The sequence below is a fragment of the Arthrobacter sp. Leaf69 genome (assembly GCF_001422645.1).
Lineage (GTDB): Bacteria > Actinomycetota > Actinomycetes > Actinomycetales > Micrococcaceae > Arthrobacter.
This window is the reverse complement of record NZ_LMLR01000001.1, coordinates 152,127-176,279: the sequence shown is the minus strand read 5'-3', so window position 1 is coordinate 176,279 and position 24,153 is coordinate 152,127. Positions and strand designations below refer to the sequence as shown.

Below are 24,153 nucleotides of genomic sequence, written 5' to 3'. Positions count from 1 at the left end.
CTCAAGTTTAAGGTGCACGGGGCGCGACGCCGGGGCAACCTTGACCCTGCGGGTTGCGGAGGCAGTCGTCAGCATAGTTCCGTGTGATGGAGCGCCAGACGCTGACGGTCTGCGGCGGTGAGCTGAATTGCCCTTGGCCCGGGATGGGCAACGGCGGGCCGCCGTTGACCGAATAGGTCCCCTGGAAGTGGGTGGTCAGCACCACTCGGAAATCGCCGGTCGCGGTGTAGACGTGGCTGGTGGCGGTCTTTTCGCCCCAGCGGTCCTGCGGGAGGGGTCCCCCGGCCGCAGTCTGCGGCCCAAGCGAGCTGCCGTCGCCGTAGTTCCAGGTGTACTGGACGGGTTTGGCGACCACGTGGACCTTCTGGGCCAGAATGGTGATGTCGAATTGCTGCTGGGCCGCTTCCGCGAAGAAGTTGGTCTCTGCGCCCCTGAGTGTGTGCGGGCTCGGCTGGGCTGTGACTGATCCTGCGGCGACCGGCAGTCGCTGGAATTCCGTTTGGATCATGGCGGCGATCCTGGGTAGTAGGTCCTCCGGTTTCGGATCGAATAAACACGTGGGTCCGGAGTGAAAGGACCACGTTGGATTCGGAATGCCGGCCGGGGCTTTTAGCCACACGACTGGAATCCCGCCCTTGCCGTCGGGGCCATTTTGGCAATCCACAGCAAGAGCGAGGCAGTCCGTGTCGAAGTCGCCGCCGCCTAGGTGGCATTGCAGTTCGTACTTATATTGGTAGGGATCAGTGGCAACAGTGCCGGGCTCCGCCCAGACGAACTGGCCGGTTCCTGCGTCTACCACCCAGCCTCCGACATCAACGGTGTCTTCTCCCCAGTCTCCGGTTATTGGAGGCAAGTCATTTTCGCCAAACGCCGGGAAGGGTTGTAAAGCCAGAAGCGCGGCAACGACTACCGCAAAAATCACCCTGGTCCACCACGAGGATCTCACTTGGCTAGCCGACTATTGGCTGAATATTGTTCACATACCAGGCCCCGTCGCGGAACACGGCAAGCATGAGATTGCCGGTATCCTCGGGCTTTGGATCAGCTTGATGCAAAGTCCCATCCGCGTTGTAGTACGAAAGGGAAGATTGCGAAACTTGGATGGCAACTTGATAATTCCCATCGGGCGCAACGGTGAATGTCGTGCTGACCGAGGGAGTTTTAGTCTTTCCTCCAACAATCCACCGCCCTTCCTCATGCCAACCCTTCATGACTGTCGTCGCCCGATCGCATGCTCGGCAAGCAGGACTTGTGATAGCCACCAAGCGCGAAACGTCGCCGGTCTCATATCCGTAGCTAAGCAACTGGAACCAGTACCGCGCGAAGGCCTCTAATCCTGTTTTAGTCTCCGCCTTCGCAGCTTCTGGCAGCACTGGAACGGGGACGTTCTGCGCCCTGCCTGAGGCGTCCGCCGGTTTGTAGCTGGCCGTCGGCGTGGGGGTGGCAGTGGGCGTCGCCGACGGCGTCGGGCTCGATGTCACGGGGGCGGCTGTTGCACCCGGCGTGGTTCCTCCGCCGGTGCAGGCCGCGACTGGCAACATACTGAGCGCAACCAAGACGGCGCAAATCTGCCTGCGGCGGCCGAAGGATGAAGTGCGGGATGTCATGGTCAGCTATTCCCCCCGATAGAAAATCAAGACGCGTGCAGCCAAACAATGCCTTAAGGGTAACCGACATCACATTTTGGGCATCAAGGTTATCCACAGCCGCCCGATTGACCGCACGCACCACCGCATAAGTGCTTCGAGTCACACCGATTTCCCCGCACAAGCCTCTGGCGCTTTTGTACCCCGGCCAGAACAATGAACCCATGATCTTCGAACATCCAGACGACAACCCCATCCTCGTACTCACCGACGATCAGAGCTGGAAGCTGATTGAGGGCACCAAGCACGGCAGGCTGGTGGTGATCGTGGGCGGCGAACCCGATATCTTCCCGGTCAACTACGCCGTGAGCGGCCGGAAGCTTTACCTCCGGACGGCCCCTGGCAACAAACTCGCGGAACTGACCATCAACGCCAAGGTGCTGTTCGAGACGGACGGCATCCTCTCCGAGGAGGCCTGGTCGGTTGTCCTGCGCGGCACGGCCCGAGTGCTGGACAAATCCGCCGACATCGCGGCGGCTGAGGCGCTGGGGCTCAAGCCGTGGGTGCCCACCCTGAAGGACTTCTACGTCGAGATCGAGCCGACCAAGGTCAGCGGACGTCACTTCCAGTTTGGCGAGCACCCGGAGCGGGAGATCTAGCAACCGTTCGACGTCGGCAACGCCGCCGGCTCGGCCGGTCCCTGCCGCCTAGACTTTAATCCATGGCCGACAAGCTGACCCCCGAGCGGCGCAGCTGGAACATGTCCAGGATCCGCGGCAAGAACACCAAGCCCGAACTGCTGGTCCGAAGACTGCTTCACGCCAAGGGCTACCGCTACCGGTTGCACGGCACCACCCGCGGCGGACGTCTCCCGGGTAACCCGGACCTGGTCTTCGCCGGCCGCCACAAAGTCATCTTCGTCAACGGTTGCTTCTGGCACTTCCACGACTGTCGGGTGGGGCAGCACGCCCCCAAGGCCAACGCCGAGTTCTGGGAAACCAAACGCACCCGGACGCGGAACCGCGACGCCGAGCAACGCCGCCTGCTGGAGCACTCGGGCTGGGACGTCCTCACCGTCTGGGAGTGCGAGCTCAAAGATGTGTCCGTGCTGGAGCAGCGACTGGACGAATTCCTGGACACGACACAAAATTGATCGTCGCGCCAGAGGCGACATACCGATGTGTCTCAGGTAACATGCGAACTCGGGGACAAGGACCCTACCGGTCCGCACTTACTCGAACTTTTCTACTCCACGGGAGAGCGCCAGATGCCGCACTTGCTGAGGTCCACCACGTCGCTGAGGACCGTAACTCGGCCCTCGAAGTCGTCACCCGATTACCGGCCGCAGGAGTTCCGGCGGTCCCCCGAGGTCGATGAGGAGCTGGAACCCCTGCGCCTGCAGGTTTCCGCGATCATTGATGCCATTCTCTCCGACACCAGGCCGGAAGAGGCGCAGGTGCGGGAGCAACTCCGGTGGCATCTCGCCAACTGCCCCGGCCAGCCTGAGAAGGCGCTCTTGAACCACCTCCTGTCTGTTTCCGTGGAGCAGGAAGCCAGCTAGCGGCGCGTCCGAAGGAGGTGCGTCAGCGGCTGATGGTCGCCTGACGCACCACTTCGCCCCACGACTGTTGCGCGAGGTCCGCCACGGAGGCCAGGATCTCCGACGGCGGCCGCGACAGGTCCAGCGGAAACTCCACCACGTCGATGTCCGTGTTGAGGATCCGGCGCAGCTTGATCTCCCCCGCGCCCGGGTACACCAGCCAGGCCGTCGGCACGCGCAGGGACGTGCAGTACGCCAGCATCCGGTAGTGGTCCCCCGAGAGTGAAGCACCGGCGTCGGCCGCTGCCTGGTACTTGGCGTCGTAGACCATCACCGGCCGCCCTCCCAGCAGGTGGACGGCGCCGGGCTGCACCACGATCCGGTCCGAGTCGCGCACAGCCTCGTTGAGCAGGGCGTTGTACCGGAGCCGCATCTCCCCCGGGTAGGCGGCCATGGCCTCGCGGAGCGCCGTGCCCACGAAGTCCTCGAACACCACGGACATGTCCACCACGAACGACGCCGACTGTTGCGTGCCGTCGCCGGCCTCCGCCGAGGCGTGGCGCAGAATCACCTCGGCGAGCCGCAGCGCCGCCTGGTAACGGGTGTTCATCCGGCTGGCCCGCCACACCGGCAAGGGCGCGCCGGGCTGCAGGCGGGTCACGGCGGCGAGCTTGCCCTTGAGCTGGCGGAGCCGGCTCAGCACCTCCGGCCGCACCCCCGGGACCTGCGACATCCGTTCCAGCGCCGCCCGCAGGACGCGGTTCTCGGCAATGTCCTCCGTGAACTCGTCATAGGAGACCTCCAGCGGCACCAGCATGCCGGGCCGCCGCGAGATCTGGTCGGAAATGCGGATCCGGCCCTTGACCGTCCGGAGTGATTCGTCGACGTTGAGGTAGCCCTGCAGGACACCGCGGCTCAGGGCACGGTCCGCGAGCTGGGCCAGCGACTCGGCCAGCGCGCTCCACAGATCCGCTTCCTCCACCGCGGCCACGGAGTCCTCCCGGAAGCCCTGGTCGCCGGCGTAGCCCAGCAGGAACAGGAGCCGGCCCAGGCCCAGCCGTTCCTTGGGCCGCACCTCAAGCTGCACGGTCGGCGTGCGCACCGAGCCGACCTTCCCCACCGGCTCGATCCGGTACAGGCCCATGCCCATGGGCGAGGCGTTGGCCAGGCCGCTGCCGTTGACAAAGGCGGCGCTGGCAGGGTCGAGCCGGTCGACGACGCCGCCGGAGAGCTCGTCGAGGACGATCCGGCGGACCGGCGGCGAACCCGGTGCGCCGTGGCCGGCCGGCCGCGGCTGGCTAGACGCGCGCAAGGCGGTCAAGGAGCTGGTCCAGGCCGAAGCGCTCCTCCAGCTGGGCCCGGTTCAGCTGGCCGTGGTAGTGCTCCTCCAGGAGCGGCATCAGCTCGTACTTCCAGATCCGGCGCAGGCCCTTGGGCGTCTGGGCGGACTTCTTCATGAAGTAGGACGGGCCGATCATAAGGTCGCGGTCCCACTCGTCAATGGCGTCGTTGAGTGCGTCCATGAGCAGCGCCGGCGTCGTGTCCAGGTCCCGGGCCTGCAGGAACCGCAGCAGCGAGCCCTTCACCGGTTCCGTCTTGGGGTGCAGCTCAATGAAGGAGAAGCGGCGGCGGATGGCGGCGTCCATCATCGCAATGGACCGGTCAGCTGTGTTCATGGTGCCGATGATGTAGAGGTTGTCCGGCAGCGTGAACGGCTCGTTGGGGCTGTACTGCAAGTAGATCCGGTCGTCGCGGTATTCGAGCAGGAAGTACAGCTCACCGAAAACCTTCGCGAGGTTCGCCCGGTTCATCTCATCGATGATCAGGAAGTACGGCTTGCTCTCGTTCCCCGGCTTGGCGGCTTCCTCGGCGATCCGGCGCAGCGGCCCGGCGACCAGCTTGAAGGACACCTGGCCTTCCTCAGTCTTGTCCGGCCGGAAACCCTCGAAGAAGTCCTCGTAGGCGTAGGAGGGGTGGAACTGCACCAGCTTGACGCGTTCATCGGTGGTGTCGCCGGCGAGCTGGGCCGCCAGGTGCTTGGCCAGGTACGTCTTGCCGGTTCCGGGCGGGCCGTAGAGCACCAGCTGGCGGTTCTCCTCCAGCAGTTCGGCGATCTCCTGCAGCGGTTCCAGGTCCATGTGCAGGGACGCGGCGAACTCCGGCGTCAGCGGGCGGAACCCTTCACAGGCGGGTGCGACGACGGCGGCCGGCTCCGTACCGTCGTCGGGCTCGGCTTCCGCCTCGGCGGGCAGAAGCGCTTCCAGGGCTTGGATGACGCGGGTGATGTCCACGACGATGCCGGAGGTGGCCAGCTGGCGCTGCACGTGGCGGGGCAGCTCGGTCATGTTGTGGGTTTCGTCGAACCAGCGGACCTTGCGGCGCAGCCGGCGGTTGTCCTCGTGGTGCTCAGGCTCACCGAGGACCACCCCCACGCGGACGGTGCCCGAGCTCTGGTACAGGGTCAGGTCTCCGGGCTTCATCACGGTCAGGAAGGCGAAGACGGCGGTTTTGGTGTCCTCGCGTTCCACGTAGCCGAGGTGCTTGTAGTCCTCGTCCACGGCATGTTGGACCAGCCCGGCGGTGACGCCGGGGTCCAGCAGGCGGAGGTGCTCGACGTCGAGCGTCACCGATTCCTCGGCCTGCCAGGTGCCAAGCAGGTCAGCGTTGTCGTGGTGGGTGCGCAGCAGCCAGGCGCGGCGGCCGGGGTCGCCCACCTTCCGCCACTGGCTCACCAGCTGCCGGGAGTACCAGTCGATGCGTTGGCCGGCCTGCTCGTCGAGGTGCAGCCGGATGCGGTGGATGTCCGCGGAAACTTCCTCGTCGCTGTCGCCCTTCGCCCCGCCCACCAGGGAGGCAAAAGCGTCGCGGATCTCCTGGCGTTCGACATCGGCCACCACCGGCTCGAAGTAGCTGGGCCAGACCAGGAATTCGATGCTCCGGCGAATGGCCGGCTGGTCATCGGGGGTGCCGGCCACCAGCTGGTGGAATGCCAGCGGATCCTTGACGGCCGCCGCGACGGCGCCCGCCGGACGCTGGGCGACGTGCTGCACAAACCGGCAGAGCCATTTCAGGTGGTCCCAGATGGTCCAGTTGAACTCGGCGGTGCGGTCACGGATGACTCCGTGATCCGTCATGCCGGCGTACAGCTCGTCCGGCAGTTCCAGGGGCGGCTCCAGCCAGGACGCAGCCTCGGCCACCCGAGCACGCTTGACCTTGAGGGACTTCACCTCGTGTGCCAGAGGCAGGGACTGCAGGAAGAGCAGCTCGACCGCCAGCTGCTTGGCGCCCCGGGAAGCGTCCTGAAGGTTCTGCCGCAGGTTGGTCATCATGGGAGCTTTGGGGTCCGGCACCCCGCGTTCGAGGCGGTCGAGGAGCTCCGCTGCGGCCTGCACCGACCATGTTTTGGTGCGTCCGTCCAGGGCCGACGCTTTACCGTGCAGCCCCGGCCCCAAAACGAACCACGCCGCGTCTTCGATCTCTTTGGAGATGCCGAGGGCGCGGTGCATGGCAGGCTTTTTGGTTGGGGTCATGCTTTCAATTTACAGGCTTAAGCTGACAGCCCGCATCACGGTCCGCCCCGAAGTTACTGAACGGTAGCGCGTTTCCTTACTTAGCGGCGCGGCCGCGCTTGACGCCAAACGTGAAATAGCTGCCTGGTCCGACGAAGTTGACCAAGGTCGCCATCCGCCACAACGTTTTGCTGCCGCGGATCTGTTCAGCCGGGCGGCGGGTGATGTCCCGCTGCGCGGCGACCAGCATCGAAAGCTGGACGAGTGCGGCGGAAATCGTCCCGAACTTCGCCATGGGCGAGAGTTCCTTCCAGGTCTTCTTCTGGGCGTTCCTCTTGCGTGCTCGTTTGGTCACCATGACTCGTGCTCCTTGGCTTCGGGGCGGACTGCCCGCGGGTTGGTTCATTCTAGGGACGATCCGTGGAGCGAGATAGAGTCCATGGGACCGGATTTGCCTCCCCGGCTCCGCCGGATGGCTCACCCGGAATGGCTCACCCGGCGTGGACCGGGGTGAACCGGGCGAGCTTCTCCTTCTGCTCCGGCGTCAGCCTGAGCACCCGGCCGGTGGCCTCGTCCACGAACGCCAGGTGGCTCGTGGCCCGGACGCAGTCTTCGCGGGTGACGGGATCCTGCACGAGGTAGTGGATGTCGAAGCTGGCACCCTTCACCGCGCCGATCCAGAGCTGGACCAGAGCGGGTACGTTGCGGTACTCGAGGGTCCGGACGTAACGGATCTTGTGTTCCACGATCAACGCCAGGGTCCCCTCCGGGACCTCGTTGAAGAGGGACACCGGGGGCTCGATGCCCGGCAGCCCGGCGCCCCGGGGCGGCCCGAAGGCCGCGATGCGGGCTTCCTCGAGGATCCGGACGATCTGGACGTTGTTGATGTGGCCGTAAGCGTCCATGTCGCCCCAGCGCATCGGGATCTGCACCTCGATGCGCCGGGACAATGACTCTGCTGCGGACTCTGCCGCAGCGCCGGCGGCGCTCAGCTGTGCACCGCCGTCGCGTCGTTTGCCGTGTTTTCCGAAAAGGCCGTTTCTGCGTCTTCGCCGGCGAACTGGGACATGTACAGCCGGTAGTAGGCGCCCTTGAGGTCCAGCAGCTGGGCGTGGGCGCCCTGCTCCACGATCCGGCCGGCCTCCATCACCAGGATGGTGTCGGCGTCGCGGATGGTGGAGAGGCGGTGGGCGATCACAAAGCTGGTGCGCTCGGTGCGGAGGGCGGCCATGGCCTTCTGGACGAGCACTTCGGTGCGGGTGTCCACCGAGCTGGTGGCCTCGTCCAGGATCAGGAGCGAGGGATTGGCCACGAAGGCCCGGGCAATGGTGATCAGCTGCTTCTCGCCGGCGCTGACGTTGTTGCCTTCCTCGTCGATGACGGTGTTGTAGCCGTCCGGGAGGGCACGGACGAAGCGGTCAACGAAGGTGGCCTTCGCTGCCTCCATCACCTGTTCCTCGGTGGCGTCCAGCTTGCCGTACCGGATGTTGTCGTAGATGGTTCCGCCGAAGAGCCAGGCATCCTGCAACACCATGCCCACCTTGGCGCGCAATTCCGCACGGCTCAGATGGGTGATGTCCACGCCGTCCAGGGTGATGCTGCCGCCCTGGAGTTCATAGAAACGCATCACGAGGTTCACCAGGGTGGTCTTGCCGGCCCCGGTGGGGCCAACGATCGCCACGGTGTGCCCGGGTTCCGCGGTGAAGGACAGGTCCTCGATCAGCGGCTTGTCCGGGGTGTAGCTGAAGGACACGTGCCGGAACTCGACGTGGCCGTCGGTCTTGGCCGGCAGCTGCTCGGTGGCGGTCTCGGCGTCCTGTTCCTCGGCGTCGAGGAATTCAAAGACCCGTTCCGCGGAGGCGACACCGGACTGCAGCATGTTGGCCATCCCCGCCATCTGGCCCAGCGGCTGGGTGAATTCGCGCGAGTACTGGATGAACGCGGTGGCGTCGCCCAGGCTCATCCCGCCGGACGCGACGCGGAGGCCGCCGACGACGGCAATTCCGACGTAGCTGAGGTAGGACACGAACTGCATGACCGGCATGATCATGCCGGAGACGAACTGCGCGCCGAAGCTGGCCTTGTAGAGGGCCTCGTTGCGCTCGTCGAAGCGGTCCAGCATGTCGGCGTCGCGGCCGAAGACCCGGACGAGGTCGTGGCCGGAGAAGGATTCCTCGATCTGGCCGTTGAGCTCGCCGGTGTTTTTCCACTGGGCGGCGAAGAGCTTCTGGCTGCGGGAGCCGATGATGCCGGCGGCGACGGCCGAGAGCGGCAGCGCGACCAGGGCAATCAGCGCCAGCTGCCAGGACACGATGAACATCATGATGACGATGCCGATCACCGTCAGTGCCGAGTTCACCAGCTGCGCGAAGGCCTGCTGCAGCGCCTGCTGGATATTGTCGACGTCGTTGGTGACCCGCGAGAGGATGTCGCCCCGCTGGCGGGTGTCGAAGTAGTTCAGCGGGAGCCTGTTGAGCTTCTTCTCGGTGTCATCGCGGAGTTTGCGGACCACCCGCATGACCAGGATGTTCAGGACGTAGCCCTGCAGCCACAGGAAGATGTTGGCGACGAAGTACATCACCAGCACCACGCTGATCAGGAAAGCGAGCTCCTGGAAGTTGATGCCGACCCCGGGGATAACATCCATCCGGGCGAGCATGTCCGCGAAGTTGTCCTGGCCCTGGGCACGCAGGCCTTCGACGAACTGCTCTTTGCTGCCGCCGGCCGGCAACTGCTTGCCGATGACGCCGGCGAAGATCACGTCCATTGCCTGGCCGAGGATCCGCGGCGCGACGACGTTGAGGACGACGGCGACCGTCACCATCGCGAGCACGGCCATGATGCCGGCCCGCTCGGGCTTGAGCAAACCCATCAGCCGCTTCGCGGAGGGCCAGAAGTGCTGGGCCTTCTTGGCCGGAATGTCGCCGAACATGCCGCCGTCGGCTTCGCCGGGCTTGTATTCCTCCTCGTAGAAATCGTCGTCCGGCTCCGTCGCGGTGAGCTGCGGGTCGGGTTCCGTGGCGACGGACTGCGGGTCGGGTTCCGTGGCGATTGGCCTGCCGGACTTTGGCGTGACGTTCTCTTTGGTGCTCATGCCACTGCCTCCGCGGTCAGCTGGGATTCGACAATTTCCTGGTAGGTGCTGGAACTTTCCAGCAGCTCGTCGTGGGTGCCGCGGTCCACAATCCGGCCGTTGTCGAGCACCAGGATCAGGTCGGCGTCGGCGATGGTGGAGACGCGCTGGCCGACGATGATCACGGTGGCGTCCGCGGTTTTAGCCTTGAGGGCCCGGCGGAGCCGGGCGTCCGTGGCGACGTCGAGGGCGGAGAAGGAGTCGTCAAACAGGAAGACCTTGGGCTCCGTGACAAGGGCGCGGGCGATGCAGAGCCGCTGGCGCTGGCCGCCCGAGACGTTGGTGCCGCCCTGGGCAATCCGCGACCCGAGCCCGTTTTTCTTCTCGCGCACAAAGTCCGCCGCCTGGGCCACGGTCAGGGCGTCCCAGAGCTGCTCGTCCGTGGCGTCAGGCTTGCCAAAGCGCAGGTTGTGCTCGATGGTTCCCGAGAACAGGTACGGCCGCTGCGGCACCATGGCGACGCGCTGCGTGATTTCCGCCCGGTCCAGGTTGGTGACCGGGACGCCGTCGAGCAGCACTTCCCCCGAGGCGGCGTCGTAGAGGCGGGGCAGCAGGGCCAGCAGGCTGGACTTGCCGGCGCCGGTGGAGCCGATGATCGCCACGGTCTGCCCGGGTTCGGCGGTGAAGCTGATGTCGCTGAGCACCGGCGCCTCGGCGCCGGGGTACGCGAAGGACACGTTCCGGAATTCCACCCGGCCCGCCTTCTCAGCTGGCGCCACGGGGGTGAGTGCCTCGTGGATGGAAGGTTCGACGTCGAGCACCTCACCGATGCGGTCCGCGCAGACCGAGGCACGCGGAATCATCATGGCCATAAAGGTGCCCATCATGACCGCCATCAGGATCTGCAGCAGATACTGGAGGAAGGCCGTGAGCGCGCCGACCTGCATTTCGCCGGCGTCGACCCGCTGGCCACCGAACCACAGCACGGCCGCGGTGGAGATGTGCAGGATCATGCCGATCGCAGGGAACATCAGGACGAACAGCGCACCGATTTTCAGTGACACGTCAGTCAGGTCCTTGTTGGCAGCGCCGAAGCGCTGGGCCTCGTGGGGTTCGCGGACGAAAGCACGGACAACGCGGATGCCGATGATCTGTTCGCGGAGGACGCCGTTGAGCCGGTCGATCTTCGTCTGCATGGACCGGAACAACGGCATCAGGCGAACCACGAGGTAGCCCACAACCACCACGAGCACCGGAACCGATACCCAGACCAGCCAGGACAGGTTGACGTCCTCCCGGACAGCCATGAAGATGCCGCCGATGCACATGATGGGGGTGGCCACCATGAAGTTCAAGCCCATCAGCATGAGCATCTGCACCTGCTGGACATCGTTGGTGCCACGCGTGATCAGGGTGGGGGCGCCGAATACGTTGACGTCCTTCGCGGAGAAGCTGGTGACCTGGCGGAACACGCCGCGGCGCAGGTCGCGGCCGAAAGCCATGGCCGCTTTGGACCCGAAGTACACCCCGGCGATCGCGGTGGCGACCTGGATGAGGGCGACGCCCAGCATCACCCCGCCGGTGCGCCAGATGTAGTCCGTGTCGCCGCGGGAAACACCCTCGTCAATAATCTGGGCGTTCAGGCTGGGAAGGTACAGCGCCGCGATGGTGGAGGCCAACTGGAAGAAAATGACTGCCCAGATGTACGGCAGATACGGCTTCGAATAGCGCCGTATAAGAGTGACAAGCATGCCCACGAGTCCTTAGGAGATACCGAATAAATGAGGCTGGAGAAGTGCCTGGCGGGGGAACATCAACCGGATGCTCCCAGTAGTAGCAAAGGGGGCCGACAGCCATAGCCATCCAACTCTACGAAACGACCAGCCCGGGTGGAACATCGGCGACCGAAAATCATCCAAACGGCGTACTTTTCGCGCCCGGATCTCCCGGGGAGCCCGCGGCCGGCCCTGTCCGGGCCGGCCAGCGTGCCGCTCCCCCACTCAGTCGCCCCGGCGCTGGCTTTCGCGCTGCCGGCTGAGCACGTCAACGAATTCCCGGTCGAGGTCGACGATTCCGGTCCCTGCCATGGGACTGGCGGACGCGGCCGAGACGGGCGCCGCCGACTCAACCGCAGTCGCAGCGGACGGGGCCGTTGCAGACGGGGCCGGGCCGCCGCCGTCGACACCCTTTGACGGGGGGTTGACGATGTCCACGGTGCGCCGCAGCGGTTCTTCCTTGATGAAGAGGATCGCAACCAGGGCGACCAGGCCGATGATCGCGGAGACCATAAAGATCTGGGCCGTGGCGTCTCCGTAGGCGGCGCGCATGATCTCGCGGACGGGTTCCGGCATGTCTTTGAGGTCCATGCTGGCGCCGGCGCCGCCGCTGACGGGAATGCCCGCGGCGGCGAGTCCCTCGGTGGCGAGTTCCTTGACGCGGTTGGCCATGATGGCGCCCAGGACGGAGACGCCGATGGCGCCGCCCACCGACCGGAAAAACGCGACGGAGGCGCTGGCGGTTCCGATGTCGCTGGCCCGCACGGTGTTCTGGACTGCCAGGACGAGGTTCTGCATCAGCAGGCCCAGACCGATGCCGAGGATCGCGGTGTACACACCGGTCTGCCAGAGTTCGGTGGTGTGATCGATGGTTCCGGTCAGTCCGAGGCCGCTGATCAGCAGGATGGCGCCCGCCACGAGGTACCGCTTCCATTTTCCGGTCCGGCTGATCAGCTGCCCGGAGACTACGGAACCGATCAGGTTGCCGGCGATCATCGGCAGGGTCAGGAGCCCCGCTTCGGTGGGCGACGCGCCGCGCGCCACCTGGAAATACTGGCCGAGAAAGGCGGATGAACCGAACATCCCGACGCCGACGGCGATTGAGGCCAGGATGGCGAGGGCGGTGGTTCGCTGCGAAATGATCTTCAGCGGGATGATGGGCTGCGGCACCTTGGATTCCACCAGGACCAGCAGCGCCAGCAGGACCACGGCGCCGCCCACCATGGCCACGGTCTGCCAGGACCACCAGTCGTAGTAATCCGGGTTGCCGGCGAAGGACACCCAGATCAGCAGCAGGCTCACGCCGGAGGTCAGCAGGATGGAGCCGAGCCAGTCGATTTTCGCGGGGCGCCGGACGTGCGGCAGCTTCAGGGTGACCTGCAGCAGGATGAGGGCAATGATGGCCAGCGGGACACAGACGAAGAAGGTCCAGCGCCAGCCCAGCGGGCTGTCCACGATGAAACCGCCGAGCAGCGGTCCTCCCGCGGTACCCACGGCCATCACGGCGCCCATGTAGCCGGAGTACTTGCCGCGGTCGCGGGGCGGGATGATGGAGCCGATAATGGCCATGGCCAGTGCCGTAAGCCCGCCCATGGCGACGCCCTGGATAACGCGGGCGGTCAGCAGCAGCGGGATGGTCTCCGACAGGCCTGCCATGACGGACCCGGCCACGAAGATCACGATGCTCAGCTGGACCAGGAGCTTCTTGTTAAAGAGGTCGGCCAGCTTGCCCCAAATGGGCGTGGTGGCGGCGTTGGCCAGCAGGGCAGCGGTAATAACCCAGGCGAAGTCCGTCTGGGTTCCATGGAGCTCGGACATGATCGTGGGCAGGGCGTTCGCGACGATCGTGCTGCTGATGATCGCGGTGAAGAACGCGGCCAGCAGGCCTGTGAGGGCTTCCATGATCTGGCGGTGGGTCATCACCGCCGCCGGGGCGGGTGGCTTCTCTGTGATTGCTGTCATGGCGTGCTCCTCAAACAATGTCGGTCGTGGTGGTGGATCCGGCCGTCGTTGCCCGGGCTGATGTCCTGAGGGACTCAGCAAGTTTCTGCAGGGTATTGGTGGTTTCCTCGACGTCCTGCTCACTCCAGTCCTGCAGGAAGCCGAGAAGTGTGGCGGCGCGCTGGTCCTCGATGGCGCGGAGTTTTTCGACCCCCGACGCGGAGAGCGCGATCAGTTGCGCCCGGCCGTCCAGGGGGTCGGGCCGGCGGACCACGTAGCCCTGTTCCTCCAGTTCGGCGATGTGCCGGCTGAGGACGGGGGCGCTGACGCCGAGCCGTTCCGCCAGCGCTGTGGCGCGGGATTCCCCCTCCCCCACGAAACGCAGGACGCCCTGCAGTGCCACGCCGGTGTCCTCGCCGCGCAGCTTCAGGGCGGCGACGCATCGGACGGCGCGTTGCAGGTCGAAGATCTGGTGGACGAGTTTGGCGGCGGTGTCCGGCGCGACTGCCATAGCGGCTCCCCTTTTGTTTGCCTAAGGCAACAAATATACCGGAAATTAGTTACTTTGGGAAACTAACCCTGTTTTCTGGGGGCTTGGGGACCGGCAGCAGTGCTGCCGGTCCGCGCTTGTTCTCGCAGGGGCGTGGAGCGTGGTGCTCAGACGTCCAGGTGCTTATGCCTCCAGGTGGGTGGGGGCGAACATCTTGAGCAGGGTCTCGACGACGACGACGTTGGGTCCGTCGGCGGCGAATCCGGCCTTGAGCGCGTCCCCGACGTCCTCGGGGGCAACGCGGACAGCCGGAACCCCGAACGCCTCCGCCAGCTTCACGAAGTCGGGGCGGGCAAGTTCGGTGGCGGTGGCCTTACCGAAGGCGCCCACCATGTATTCGCGCAGGATGCCGTAGCCGCCGTCGTCCACGATCAGCCAGGTGACCGGGACGTTGTGCTGCTTGGCCGTGGCCAGTTCGGAAATGGAGTACATCGCCGAGCCGTCGCCGGACACGGCGAGCACGCGGGCCGAACCGCCGGGCCTGCCGGTGGTTTCCAGGCCGACGGCGCCGCCGATCGCCGCGGGGAAGCCGAAGCCCAGCCCGCCGGCGCCCTGGGCGGAGTGGAACTGGCCTTCGCGGGCGTCCCAGCAGCTCCAGGCCCAGTATGCGGAGATGGTCATGTCCCAGAACGTCTGCATGGCCGAGGGGACGGCCTCGCGGATGTCCGCCATGAACTTCAGTTCCTTGCCGAGGTCCTGGGATTCCAGCCGGGCCTTGACCTTGGCCAGGGATTCCTTGACCAAGGCTTCCGGTGAGGTGCCGTGCCAGTCCGCCCGCTCCCCGTGCGGTTCTGTCAGGGCAGCGTCGAGGGCGTCGAGCGCCTGGCCGGCGTCGGCCCGGATGCCCAGGCCGGGGCGGTTGGATTCCAGCACGCGGGGTTCAGCGTCGATCTGGATAATCCTGCCGCGCGGCTCAAAGGTGAAGTAGTTGGAGGTCACTTCACCCAGCGAGGAGCCGATGACGATCAGCACGTCGGCGTCTTCGAGCAGCTCTGTCATGTGCTGGTCCTCGATCCAGGACTGCAGTGAGAGCTCGTGGTTCCACGGGAACGCGCCGTTGCCGCCGGGGGTGCAGATGACCGGCGCCCGCAGTTTCTCGGCGATGGAGAGCAACGATTTTTCGGCCCGGCCGCGGCGGGTGCCGCCGCCAGCGATGATGGCGGGACGTTCCGCCGTCGAGAGCCATTTCACGGCTTCGCGGACCAGTTCCACGCGGGGCGGGTTGTCGGCGGCCTCGGCGAGGGCGTCCTCCACCGGCGGAACCATGATGGGATCCAGCAGGACGTTCTGCGGGATTTCAAGCCACACCGGTCCCTGGGGCGAGGAGATCGCCTCGGTCCAGGCGTCCTGGATGGCGGAGGGAATCCCGGAGGCGTGCTGGATCAGCCGCTGGCTCTTGGTGACGTTCGCGGCCGAGGCCTTCTGGTCATCGAGCTGGTGCAGCATGCCCTTGCGGCGCGCGCCGAGTCCTTCGAGCGGGATCTGGCTCGCGACGACCACCATGGGAACGCCGGTGGCGTAGGCCTCCTGCAGCCCGGCCAGCGAGGTCAGGGCGCCGGGTCCGGTGGAGAGGAAGAGGACACCCACCTCGCCGGTGGCGCGGGAGTAGCCGTCAGCGGCGAAGGCCGAGTTGTTCTCCACCCGGGAGGAGACGAAGTGCAGGTTTCCGCGGCCCATCGCGTCGAAGAGGCCCAGGGCGTGCTGGCCCGGGATGCCGAAGACGGTCTTGGCGCCGAGCGCTTCAAGGGTCTCGACGACGAGGTCACCGCCGTTGCGTACGTCCGTCACTGGGACACCCCGCTCTGGACGCGCGGGGACGCAGGAGTCGCGAAGCCGGCCGGGCGGCGGGATTCCTGGCCGAGGGCCTGGGCGGCGTAGCCGGTGGCCGCACCGAAGCGGTCGCCTTCCACGGCGCGGTCCGCCATCAGGGTGACCAGTTCGTAGGCGACGTGACTGGCCGCGACGCCGGTGATGTCGGCGTGGTCGTACGCGGGGGCGACCTCGACGACGTCGGCCCCCACGAGGTTCATGCCGCGGAAGCCGCGGATGATTTCCAGCAGCTCGCGGCTGGTGATGCCGCCGGCTTCCGGGGTTCCGGTGCCGGGCGCGTGGGCGGGATCCAGCACGTCGATGTCCACCGAGATGTAGAGCGGGCGGTTGCCGATCCGGTCGCGGACCTTGGCGACGGTTTCCAGCACACCCTGGTAGTAGACGTCGGCGGAGGTGACGATGCCGAAGCCGAAGCGGTGGTCGTCGTCGAGGTCCTTTTTGCCGTAGAGCGGGCCGCGGGTGCCGATGTGGCTGATGGCCTCGGTGTCCAGGATGCCTTCCTCGACAGCGCGGCGGAACGGCGTGCCGTGGGTGTATTCGGCACCGAAGTAGGTGTCCCAGGTGTCCAGGTGCGCATCGAAGTGCAGCATGGCAACGGGCTCGCCGGCGCGTTCTGCGGCCGCGCGCAGCAGCGGCAGCGCGATGGTGTGGTCGCCGCCGAGGGTGACCAGCTTGCTGCCGGAGGCGGTCAGGTCCAGGGCGTTCTGCTGGATGGTCTCGATCGCTTCGTTGATATTGAAGGGATTGACAGCCATGTCGCCGGCGTCGGCCACCTGGATGTTTTCGAAGGGGCTGACGTCCCAGGCCGGGTTGTACGGGCGCAGCAGGCGGCTGGCCTCGCGGATGTGGTTGGACCCGAAGCGGGCGCCGGGGCGGTAGGAGACGCCCGAGTCGAAGGGGACGCCGACCAGGGTGACGTCCGCCTTCGCGACCTGGTCCAGCCGCGGCAGGCGCGCATAGGTGGCGGCTCCCGCGTAGCGCGGAATGCGGGATGAATCGATGGGGCCAAGGTTGCCATTGGCCTCGATGCGCAGCTCTTCCAAAAGAAAGCCTCTCCTTCGAGGATTGACCGACGGGTGTGACAGCCATCATACACTCGAAGTTGCCTCTTGTGCATCAAATGTTTACCGATGCTCGTCTGCGGGCGCGGGTCGCGACGTTCCTGCCCAGCTACAACGGCGCCCCCGCCGGACCTAGCGACTGGCGGCTGGGACCAGCACCCAGAGGACCTCGACGGCGTCATCCGTCGGGTTTACCCAGGTGTGCGGCTCGCGGCCCGGGAAGGTCACGGTGTCCCCCGTGTGCAGTTCGAATTCCTCGTTGGTGAGGATCAGCCGGATGCTGCCTTTGACCACGTGGAGGACATCGACGTCGCAGTCCACCGCATAAAGTTCCGATTCGCCGCGGCCGCGGGGCTCGATCACGGCCTGGATGATCTGCACGCGGCGCTCCGAGCGCGCCGTCAGCAGCCGCTCCACGATACCCTCGCCGCCCAACGAGATCCGTGGACCTTCGTTCTTCTTGGTGAGATGCGTTTCCGGGGCGGCGAAGAGATCGCCGATCGAGATGGAGAGCACCTGGCACAGCGTCACGAGGGACGCCACTGACGGTGATGTGAGGTCGCGCTCGACCCGGCTGAGGAAACCCTTGGTCAGCCCGGTGGCATCGGCCACCTGCTCGATGGTGAGCCGCTGCGACTGCCTAGCGGCACGGATCCGGGAACCGATGGCAACGGGAACGTTGCTCGGTTCAACTGGTAGAGCCTTCATGTAGGAACCTTTCACGGCCGGCCGCTCGGCCCCATTGTTGGAGCAATACTAGCGGGACGGCACCCGTGGAACACCGGATCCGCCCGCGCCGCGTAATGCGTCTTGACTGTTACCCGGATCACAACATACTGTTTGGCAACAAGTGTTGCCTATTAGGCAATAGATGCCAAAAGGCGTGGTGGAGTACCTTACCCAGGGACCCTTCCGCCGGCAGTCCGTCACCGTACCCGTCAAGAAGCACCTGAGCCCCGGCGCCCTGTTGAGCGCCGGCGGGTTCAGCCGTGCTCCGAACAGCTCTGAGGAGCCCTTAATGGACGCAAGTTTCGTCAACATCGCCATTGTGGTGGTGTACCTGGTCGCCATGCTGGCGTTCGGGTGGTGGGGTAAGTCCCGCACCAAGAACAACAGCGACTTCCTGGTGGCCGGCCGCCGCCTCGGCCCGTTCCTCTACACCGGAACCATGGCCGCCGTCGTGCTCGGTGGCGCCTCCACCGTCGGCGGCGTCGGCCTGGGCTACAAGTTCGGCATCTCCGGCATGTGGCTCGTGGTCGCAATCGGCGCCGGCGTGCTGCTGCTCAGCCTGCTGTTCGCCGGCACCATCCAGAAACTCAAGATCTACACCGTGTCCCAGATGCTGAGCCTGCGCTACGGCAGCAACGCCACCCAGACGTCCGGCATCGTGATGCTGGCCTACACGCTGATGCTCTGCGCCACCTCCACCGGCGCCTACGCCACCATCTTCGTGGTGCTCTTCGGTTGGGACCGCGCCCTCGCGATCGCCATCGGCGGCGCGATTGTCCTGGTCTACTCGACCATCGGCGGCATGTGGTCCATCACGCTGGCCGACCAGGTCCAGTTCGTCATCAAGACGGTCGGTATCTTCCTCCTGATGCTGCCCTTCACGCTCAACGCAGCCGGCGGCTTCGAGGGCATCCGGGCCCGCGTGGATGCCAGCTTCTTCCAGATTGACGGCATCGGCATCCAGACGATCATTACGTACTTCGTCGTCTACACCCTGGGCCTGCTGATCGGCCAGGACATCTGGCAGCGCGTCTTCACCGCCAAGACCCCCACGGTGGCCCGCTGGGGCGGCGCCACGGCCGGCATCTACTGCATCCTCTATGGTGCGGCCGGCGCCCTGATCGGCCTCGGCGCCCGCGTCGCGCTGCCGGACATCGACGTCAAGGCCCTCGGCAAGGACGTTGTCTACGCGGAGGTCGCCACCAACCTGCTCCCGATCGGCATCGGCGGCCTGGTGCTCGCCGCGGCCGTCGCCGCCATGATGTCCACGGCTTCCGGCGCCCTGATCGCCGCCGCCACCGTGGCCCGCGCCGACGTCCTGCCGTTCGTCGCCAGCTGGTTCGGCAAGAACATCAACACCGATGACACGGACAACCCGGAGCACGACGTCAGGGCCAACCGCATGTGGGTCCTGGGCCTCGGGATCGTTGCGATCGTCATCGCCATCATCACCAAGGACGTCGTCGCAGCCCTCACCATCGCGTACGACATCCTGGTCGGCGGCCTCCTCGTCGCCATCCTGGGCGGCCTGGTCTGGAAGCGCGGCACCGGCGTGGCCGCCGCCGCCTCCATGGCGGTGGGCTCGGTCATCACCCTCGGGACCATGATCGTCCTGGAGATCAACGCCGAGGTCCCGCTCGACGGCATCTACGCCAACGAGCCGATCTACTTCGGCCTGCTGGCCTCCGCAGTGGTCTACATTGCGGTGTCCCTGCTGACCAAGCCGACGGACCCCGCGGTCATGGCCAACTGGCACCGCCGCGTCGCCGGCGGCGCCGCCGAGGAAGAACAGGTCCCCGTCCTGACCCACTAGGGTCCTGCCAGCGAGTTAAAGGTCGACGGCGGCGCTCCCTTTGAGGGGGCACCGCCGTCGAACTTTTAAGCTGAGCCTTGAGGCCGCTTGCCACTCAAACGCTGGGACAATCACTCATTCTCTTCAGGCTCAAGGAATTCTTCCCCGTCGCGGGCCACCACCGGTTTGTCGTCGCCCAGGAAGTCCTGTTCCTCCAAGGGAACGATCCGGTCGGCCTCTTCGAAAAGCTCTTCCTCTTCCGTTTCCGCGGAGTCACTCACAGGCGCGTCCTCGGCGTAATCGTAAGCGGGATCGGACTCGAGGGAATCCCGGGCCGGCTGGATAGGACGTGAACCGATGTTGTCCATGATGCAACCTCCGTGTGACTGGGGTGGCGGCAGCGGCTCCGAAGAGCGCGCCCTGGGTTTTCATTCGAACACTGGGAACCCGGCCGGTCAAGACCTCCCGCCGGCGCTGACCGCGACAGCCGCAAACGTCCCGGCGGCACCGGAATTTTTACGGTTTGCCTAAACTCCCCGCTGAGGATCGCCAGCCGAAAAAACGCGGAAATACGGGGTACGCTGGAAACGCAACGGGGCCGAACCATGCCCGCTTAAGCCCAGGAGCTTCCGTGTCTCAGCACGCCACATCTGATCCGTCCAACCCGGACCCCCGCCGCCCGGAACCCCGCGAGGACGCGCCGGCCGCAACACCCGCCGCTGCCCCCAGCAGCGCAATTCCGCCCGCCGCAGCACCCAGCGCCGCGGATATCAAACGGTGGCGGCAGTACCTCGCCGACGAACGCGCCGAGGCCTCCGTCTACCGGGACCTCGCCCAGAACCGCCACGGCGAAGAGCGCGAGATCCTCCTCGCCCTGGCCGAAGCCGAAGGCCGCCACGAGGCGCACTGGCTCCAACTGCTCGGCGACCAGGCCGGCCGCCCCCGCCCCGCCTCACTCCGCAGCCAGTTCCTGGGTTTCCTGGCACGCCACTTCGGCTCGGTCTTTGTGCTGGCCCTCGCCCAGCGGGCCGAAAGCCGGTCCCCCTACGCCACCGAGCCCTCCGCCACGCCGGCCATGGTCGCCGACGAGCAGATCCACGAGGAAGTGGTCCGCGGGCTCGCTACCCGGGGCCGCAACCGGCTGGCCGGAACGTTCCGCGCGGCCGTTTTCGGGGCCAACGACGGACTGGTCAGCAACCTGTCCCTGGTCATGGGCATGGCCGCCTCCGGCGTGGGAAGTTCCGTGGTCCTGCTCAGCGGTGTCGCCGGGCTGCTGGCCGGGGCGCTGTCCATGGGGGCGGGCGAATTCATTTCCGTGCGCTCCCAGCGCGAACTCCTGGCCGCTACGCTCCCCACCCAGATCACCCTGGCCGCCGCACCGTCGCTGGACATCGCACACAACGAACTCCTGCTGGTCTACCTGGCGCGCGGCATGTCGCGGGAGGCTGCCGAACACCGCGTGGCGGAGCGGATGGGCCTGCGCGACTGCGACTGCGATCCCAGCCTCTCCCTGCAGCCGGAGGTGCCTGAATCCCGTGACGAACATGTTGCCGTCGGCACCGCCTGGAGCGCGGCGGCGTCGAGCTTCTGTTTCTTTGCCTCCGGCGCCATCGTTCCCATCCTGCCCTTTGTCCTGGGCATGACCGGGGTCGCGGCCCTCGTGGTGTCCGCGGCTCTGGTGGGCCTGGCACTCCTGTTCACCGGCGGCGTCGTCGGGCTCCTCTCCGGGACGTCGCCCACCACCCGCGGGCTCCGCCAGCTGGCGATCGGCATGGGCGCGGCAGGTGTGACGTACTTGCTGGGTATGGCCTTCGGCGCTGTGGTCGCCTAGTGGACGGTCCTGAGTTCCGGGACCGGTCACCGCGGCATAGCCGTCCGCGCACCACGTGGCGGATCTTCCGCGGCCTCGCCGCCGCTGCGGTCATTGCCGGCGCGGCGTTCCTGGCCGCAGGCTTCATCTACGGCGATCCGCGCTTCTCGGGACTCTTCGAAGTCAGCCGCGGAACCGGTCCGGGCACAGCGATGGCGGGCCAGCCCGGGCAGCCGGCTGTCGCTGAGTCGGTCCGGACGGACACTCCCCCGCCCGGAGTCGAAGAACAGGACGAGCCGCTGGGCCACCCGCAGAAACCGGACGTCGCCAGCGAATCGTACAAGTTCCTGGCCACGAACGACGACGGCACCCCAGTGGGCTATTCGCCATGCCGGCCGCTGCACTACGTGGTGAACGCGGCGCTCGCTCCAGAAGGCGCCGAGCGCCTGGTCGAGGATGCGATCAGCACGATCTCCCGGGCGACCGGCATTCAGTTCGTCGACGACGGTCCCACCACCGAGGCGCCGTCGCAGTCCCGCATCCCGTACCAGCGGGACGTCTACGGGGAACGCTGGGCGCCGCTGCTGATCGCGTGGACCACCCCGGACCAGGCGCCGCAGCTCAAGGGACCGGTGATCGGGACCGGCGGCAGCACCCACTTCAGCTTCGGCGACGGGCCCAAGAGCTTTGTCACGGGCAGCCTGGAACTCGACGCCCCGCAGATCGCCGAGGACCTCAGCCAGACGGACGGTTCCGCGTATGCCACCGCGGTGATCCTGCACGAACTGGGCCACGTCATGGGGCTGGAGCATGTGAACGACCCGGTGCAGCTGATGTACCCCGAGATCGGCGCCCCGGACGGACTGGCCGCGGGCGACCTGAACGGCCTGTACCAGCTGGGCAAGGCGCAGTGCCGCAAGGACCTCTGACCGATCAGCGGTCCAGGACGGCGAGCGCTTCCTCCACGGTGTCCACCAGGAAGATCCGGCTCTCCATCTGCCGTCCGGCCGCGAGGCTCTGCAGCAGGGGCCAGGCCGGGTAACGCCGGAGCCAGTGCTCCTGCCCCACCAGCACCATCGGCATGATGGTCTCCGGGGTGCCGTAGTAGTTCTCGCAGGCATCCTGGAAGATCTCCTGGACGGTGCCGCCGGAGCCGGGCAGGAAGACAATGCCGCCGTTGCACAATTCCAGGAGGACGGCCTCGCGGATGGCGTTCGCGAAGTACTTGGCGATGTGCGTGGCGAAGAAATTCGGGGGCTCGTGCCCGTAGAACCACGTGGGGATCCCCAGCGACGGCGTGCCGTCCGGATGACGTTCGACGACGGCGGCGGCGGACCGCGCCCACGTTGACACGGAGGGCAAGAACCCGGGAACCGCGGCGAGATCGGAGAGGGCCCGCCGGAAGTCCCGCTCCGGAGCAGTGCTCAGGTAGGCGCCCAGGTTGGCGGCCTCCATGGTGCCGGGCCCGCCGCCGGTGGCCACCAGCCGGCCGGCCCTCGCCAGCAGCCGTCCCAGCAGTGCGGCCTCCTCGAAAACGGCGGAACCGCGGTGGGCGGCGTGCCCGCCCATGACGCCCACCATGGTCCGGCCGGCGCAGAGTTCCGAGCGGGTCAGTTCATCGAGGGCATCGCCGATCGAATGGTCATGCAGTGCCGCGGCCAGGGTGGCGTCCAGCCGGTGGCGCTGGCCCGGCCGGATGCTCCACTGGTACACCCTGGCGTCGGGGGTGTCCTCATAGCGTGAGTCCGAGATCCCCGCGTAGAGCTCCTGCGGGGTGTAAAGACGCCCGCGGTACGGGTTGAACGGTACCGCCTCAAGTTTGGGGAAGATCAGGGCACCGCGGCTGCGCAGCGACTCCTCCATGCCGGCGTCGAAGGTGCATCCGAGGAAGATCCCGCCCTGCGCGTGCAGTCCGGCGAGCTGTGCCGTCCGTCCGCGCAGGTCCAGTGACTGGACATGCCAGCCCTGCATGGTTTTGGCCCCGGCCGCGACCAGCCGGTCAAAGCTGTCGAGGGATTCGACCTCCAGCGTGCGGGGGCTGGGGTGCAGGCTGCGGGCGGCGTTCATGGAGCCAGCCTAGACCGTGGCGTTTAACCCCGTTGCGCTATCACTTTTGGCGGCCATTCCGGGAGGATGAGGCCGAAAAAGTGATAGCGCAACGGGCGGTGGGCCGGGTTCCGGTCAGGAAACCTGGAGACCGCCGTTGATGTCGTAGGTGGCGGCGGTGATGTAGCCCGAGTCCTGGCCCAGCAGGAAGGCGATCAAGGCCGCCACTTCCTCGCGGGTGCCGACGCGGCCCATCATGATGCCCTCGGACAGCTGTGCCTTGCGCTCATCGGTGAGGGTTCCACCCATGATGTCGGTGTCGATCGGGCCGGGGGCAATGGCATTGACCGTGATTCCGAACTCGCCAACTTCACGGGCCAGCGCACGGGTGAACCCAAGAATTCCGGCCTTGGTGGCGCTGTAGGCAACCTTCGAGAACGTGCCGCCGCCGCGCTGGGCGGAGATGGAGGAAATGCTCACGATGCGCCCGAGCTTGCGCTCGATCATGCCCTTGAGCACGCGCTGGGACACGATGAAGGTTCCGCGCATGTTGATGGCGAAGACCTTGTCCCACTCCTCCACCGTGGTTTCCATGAACGGCGTCGGGGAGCTGATGCCCGCCAGGTTGGCCAGCGCAACGATCGGCGGGAGTGAGGCTTCGATCTCGGCGATTGCCCGGTCAACGGACGCTTCGTCGGATACGTCGGCGCCGACGCCGATGGCCTTGACCGCACGGTTGGAGCCAATCTCCGCGGCGGCAGACTTGGCGTCCTCCGCATTGATGTCAAGGATGGCGATGGACCATCCCTCGCTGGCCATCCGGTCGGCGGCCGCGCGGCCGATGCCGCGTGCGGACGCGGCGCCGGTCAGGACAACCGTGCGTTCGGAGGGGAAGGTGCTGGGAGTCATGA

At 66.5% G+C, this 24,153-nt stretch carries 22 protein-coding genes; 6 read left to right on the top strand and 16 right to left on the bottom strand.

From position 1 onward, the window contains the following. Window positions 1-7: 7 nt before the first annotated feature. Complete coding sequence (locus ASE96_RS19045) at window positions 8-508, bottom strand: PKD domain-containing protein (RefSeq protein ID WP_056424675.1); 501 nt, start codon at window positions 506-508, stop codon at window positions 8-10. A 442-nt stretch (window positions 509-950) separates the two neighbouring features. Then, complete coding sequence (locus tag ASE96_RS19040; RefSeq protein ID WP_268753737.1) at window positions 951-1,541, bottom strand: DUF6318 family protein; 591 nt, start codon at window positions 1,539-1,541, stop codon at window positions 951-953. A gap of 269 nt (window positions 1,542-1,810) precedes the next feature. On the opposite strand from ASE96_RS19040, the gene ASE96_RS00820 reads away from it, so the two are divergent. From ASE96_RS00820 to ASE96_RS19425, 3 genes are all read left to right on the top strand, one after another. Beyond that, window positions 1,811-2,245, top strand: a complete 435-nt coding sequence (locus tag ASE96_RS00820; protein WP_056424672.1) for a pyridoxamine 5'-phosphate oxidase family protein — start codon at window positions 1,811-1,813, stop codon at window positions 2,243-2,245. A 62-nt stretch (window positions 2,246-2,307) separates the two neighbouring features. After that, window positions 2,308-2,739 carry a very short patch repair endonuclease gene (locus tag ASE96_RS00815; protein WP_056424669.1) on the top strand — a complete coding sequence of 144 codons (432 nt, stop codon included), beginning with the start codon at window positions 2,308-2,310 and terminating at the stop codon, window positions 2,737-2,739. Between the two features lie 27 nt (window positions 2,740-2,766). Beyond that, entirely contained in the window at window positions 2,767-3,147 is a 381-nt protein-coding gene (locus ASE96_RS19425; protein ID WP_235500060.1) for a hypothetical protein, read from the top strand. A 22-nt stretch (window positions 3,148-3,169) separates the two neighbouring features. Here the strand turns inward: ASE96_RS19425 and ASE96_RS00805 are convergent, their stop codons facing one another. The 11 genes from ASE96_RS00805 to ASE96_RS00755 all read right to left on the bottom strand — a co-directional run bounded on the left by ASE96_RS00805 (window position 3,170) and on the right by ASE96_RS00755 (window position 17,573). Then, window positions 3,170-4,438, bottom strand: a complete 1,269-nt coding sequence (locus tag ASE96_RS00805; RefSeq protein WP_082492569.1) for a 5-methylcytosine restriction system specificity protein McrC — start codon at window positions 4,436-4,438, stop codon at window positions 3,170-3,172. Then, the gene (locus ASE96_RS00800) at window positions 4,425-6,656 is read right to left on the bottom strand and encodes an McrB family protein (RefSeq protein ID WP_056424667.1); all 2,232 of its coding nucleotides are present in this window, start codon (window positions 6,654-6,656) and stop codon (window positions 4,425-4,427) included. The genes ASE96_RS00805 and ASE96_RS00800 overlap by 14 nt, the downstream gene beginning before the upstream one ends. Before the next feature lie 76 nt (window positions 6,657-6,732). Next, entirely contained in the window at window positions 6,733-6,993 is a 261-nt protein-coding gene (locus ASE96_RS00795) for a hypothetical protein (RefSeq protein WP_056424665.1), read from the bottom strand. A 133-nt stretch (window positions 6,994-7,126) separates the two neighbouring features. After that, entirely contained in the window at window positions 7,127-7,555 is a 429-nt protein-coding gene (locus tag ASE96_RS00790) for an acyl-CoA thioesterase (protein WP_056426504.1), read from the bottom strand. Between the two features lie 68 nt (window positions 7,556-7,623). After that, complete coding sequence (locus ASE96_RS00785; RefSeq protein WP_056426501.1) at window positions 7,624-9,567, bottom strand: ABC transporter ATP-binding protein; 1,944 nt, start codon at window positions 9,565-9,567, stop codon at window positions 7,624-7,626. Between the two features lie 158 nt (window positions 9,568-9,725). Then, window positions 9,726-11,459, bottom strand: a complete 1,734-nt coding sequence (locus ASE96_RS00780; RefSeq protein WP_056424663.1) for an ABC transporter ATP-binding protein — start codon at window positions 11,457-11,459, stop codon at window positions 9,726-9,728. 249 nt (window positions 11,460-11,708) lie between these two features. Next, window positions 11,709-13,445, bottom strand: coding sequence for an MDR family MFS transporter (locus ASE96_RS00775; protein WP_235500059.1), 1,737 nt, complete (start codon window positions 13,443-13,445; stop codon window positions 11,709-11,711). 10 nt (window positions 13,446-13,455) lie between these two features. Further along, window positions 13,456-13,935 carry a MarR family winged helix-turn-helix transcriptional regulator gene (locus tag ASE96_RS00770; RefSeq protein WP_056424660.1) on the bottom strand — a complete coding sequence of 160 codons (480 nt, stop codon included), beginning with the start codon at window positions 13,933-13,935 and terminating at the stop codon, window positions 13,456-13,458. Between the two features lie 162 nt (window positions 13,936-14,097). Then, window positions 14,098-15,762, bottom strand: coding sequence for a thiamine pyrophosphate-binding protein (locus ASE96_RS00765; RefSeq protein WP_056424657.1), 1,665 nt, complete (start codon window positions 15,760-15,762; stop codon window positions 14,098-14,100). Beyond that, window positions 15,759-16,847 (bottom strand): agmatinase, encoded by a 1,089-nt coding sequence (gene speB, locus ASE96_RS00760; protein ID WP_056424655.1) that lies wholly within the window; start codon window positions 16,845-16,847, stop codon window positions 15,759-15,761. Before speB ends, ASE96_RS00765 begins: the two co-directional genes overlap by 4 nt. A gap of 150 nt (window positions 16,848-16,997) precedes the next feature. Then, the gene (locus ASE96_RS00755) at window positions 16,998-17,573 is read right to left on the bottom strand and encodes a helix-turn-helix domain-containing protein (RefSeq protein ID WP_056424651.1); all 576 of its coding nucleotides are present in this window, start codon (window positions 17,571-17,573) and stop codon (window positions 16,998-17,000) included. 310 nt (window positions 17,574-17,883) lie between these two features. Between ASE96_RS00755 and ASE96_RS00750 the strand changes: the two genes are divergently transcribed. Continuing rightward, a complete protein-coding gene (locus ASE96_RS00750; protein WP_056426498.1) occupies window positions 17,884-19,407 on the top strand; it encodes a sodium:solute symporter in 1,524 nt (507 codons plus the stop codon). A 110-nt stretch (window positions 19,408-19,517) separates the two neighbouring features. On the opposite strand, the gene ASE96_RS00745 is transcribed toward ASE96_RS00750, so the two are convergent. Then, window positions 19,518-19,754, bottom strand: a complete 237-nt coding sequence (locus ASE96_RS00745; protein WP_056424648.1) for a hypothetical protein — start codon at window positions 19,752-19,754, stop codon at window positions 19,518-19,520. A 263-nt stretch (window positions 19,755-20,017) separates the two neighbouring features. Between ASE96_RS00745 and ASE96_RS00740 the strand changes: the two genes are divergently transcribed. Beyond that, window positions 20,018-21,217 (top strand): VIT1/CCC1 transporter family protein, encoded by a 1,200-nt coding sequence (locus ASE96_RS00740; protein WP_056424645.1) that lies wholly within the window; start codon window positions 20,018-20,020, stop codon window positions 21,215-21,217. Next, entirely contained in the window at window positions 21,217-22,125 is a 909-nt protein-coding gene (locus ASE96_RS00735) for a matrixin family metalloprotease (protein ID WP_056424643.1), read from the top strand. The genes ASE96_RS00740 and ASE96_RS00735 overlap by 1 nt, the downstream gene beginning before the upstream one ends. 4 nt (window positions 22,126-22,129) lie before the next feature. Here ASE96_RS00735 and ASE96_RS00730 read toward each other — a convergent pair whose 3' ends face one another. Both ASE96_RS00730 and ASE96_RS00725 read right to left on the bottom strand, forming a co-directional pair. Next, window positions 22,130-23,263 carry an LOG family protein gene (locus ASE96_RS00730; protein ID WP_056424640.1) on the bottom strand — a complete coding sequence of 378 codons (1,134 nt, stop codon included), beginning with the start codon at window positions 23,261-23,263 and terminating at the stop codon, window positions 22,130-22,132. Window positions 23,264-23,377: 114 nt separating this feature from the next. Next, a complete protein-coding gene (locus ASE96_RS00725; protein ID WP_056424637.1) occupies window positions 23,378-24,151 on the bottom strand; it encodes an SDR family NAD(P)-dependent oxidoreductase in 774 nt (257 codons plus the stop codon). Between the last annotated feature and the right edge of the window lie 2 nt (window positions 24,152-24,153).

Bases quoted from the DNA above. Each gene is read 5' to 3' on its own strand.
- ASE96_RS19045 (WP_056424675.1), bottom strand. From the start codon at position 508: ATGATCCAAACGGAATTCCAGCGACTGCCGGTCGCCGCAGGATCAGTC.
- ASE96_RS00725 (WP_056424637.1), bottom strand. From the start codon at position 24,151: ATGACTCCCAGCACCTTCCCCTCCGAACGCACGGTTGTCCTGACCGGC.
- ASE96_RS00820 (WP_056424672.1), top strand. From the start codon at position 1,811: ATGATCTTCGAACATCCAGACGACAACCCCATCCTCGTACTCACCGAC.
- ASE96_RS00815 (WP_056424669.1), top strand. From the start codon at position 2,308: ATGGCCGACAAGCTGACCCCCGAGCGGCGCAGCTGGAACATGTCCAGG.
- ASE96_RS00800 (WP_056424667.1), bottom strand. From the start codon at position 6,656: ATGACCCCAACCAAAAAGCCTGCCATGCACCGCGCCCTCGGCATCTCC.
- ASE96_RS00780 (WP_056424663.1), bottom strand. From the start codon at position 11,459: ATGCTTGTCACTCTTATACGGCGCTATTCGAAGCCGTATCTGCCGTAC.
- ASE96_RS00790 (WP_056426504.1), bottom strand. From the start codon at position 7,555: ATGCGCTGGGGCGACATGGACGCTTACGGCCACATCAACAACGTCCAG.
- ASE96_RS19040 (WP_268753737.1), bottom strand. From the start codon at position 1,541: ATGTTGCCAGTCGCGGCCTGCACCGGCGGAGGAACCACGCCGGGTGCA.
- ASE96_RS00730 (WP_056424640.1), bottom strand. From the start codon at position 23,263: ATGAACGCCGCCCGCAGCCTGCACCCCAGCCCCCGCACGCTGGAGGTC.
- ASE96_RS00770 (WP_056424660.1), bottom strand. From the start codon at position 13,935: ATGGCAGTCGCGCCGGACACCGCCGCCAAACTCGTCCACCAGATCTTC.
- ASE96_RS00755 (WP_056424651.1), bottom strand. From the start codon at position 17,573: ATGAAGGCTCTACCAGTTGAACCGAGCAACGTTCCCGTTGCCATCGGT.
- ASE96_RS00775 (WP_235500059.1), bottom strand. From the start codon at position 13,445: ATGACAGCAATCACAGAGAAGCCACCCGCCCCGGCGGCGGTGATGACC.
- ASE96_RS00795 (WP_056424665.1), bottom strand. From the start codon at position 6,993: ATGGTGACCAAACGAGCACGCAAGAGGAACGCCCAGAAGAAGACCTGG.
- ASE96_RS00750 (WP_056426498.1), top strand. From the start codon at position 17,884: ATGGACGCAAGTTTCGTCAACATCGCCATTGTGGTGGTGTACCTGGTC.
- ASE96_RS00745 (WP_056424648.1), bottom strand. From the start codon at position 19,754: ATGGACAACATCGGTTCACGTCCTATCCAGCCGGCCCGGGATTCCCTC.
- ASE96_RS00785 (WP_056426501.1), bottom strand. From the start codon at position 9,567: ATGTTCGGCGACATTCCGGCCAAGAAGGCCCAGCACTTCTGGCCCTCC.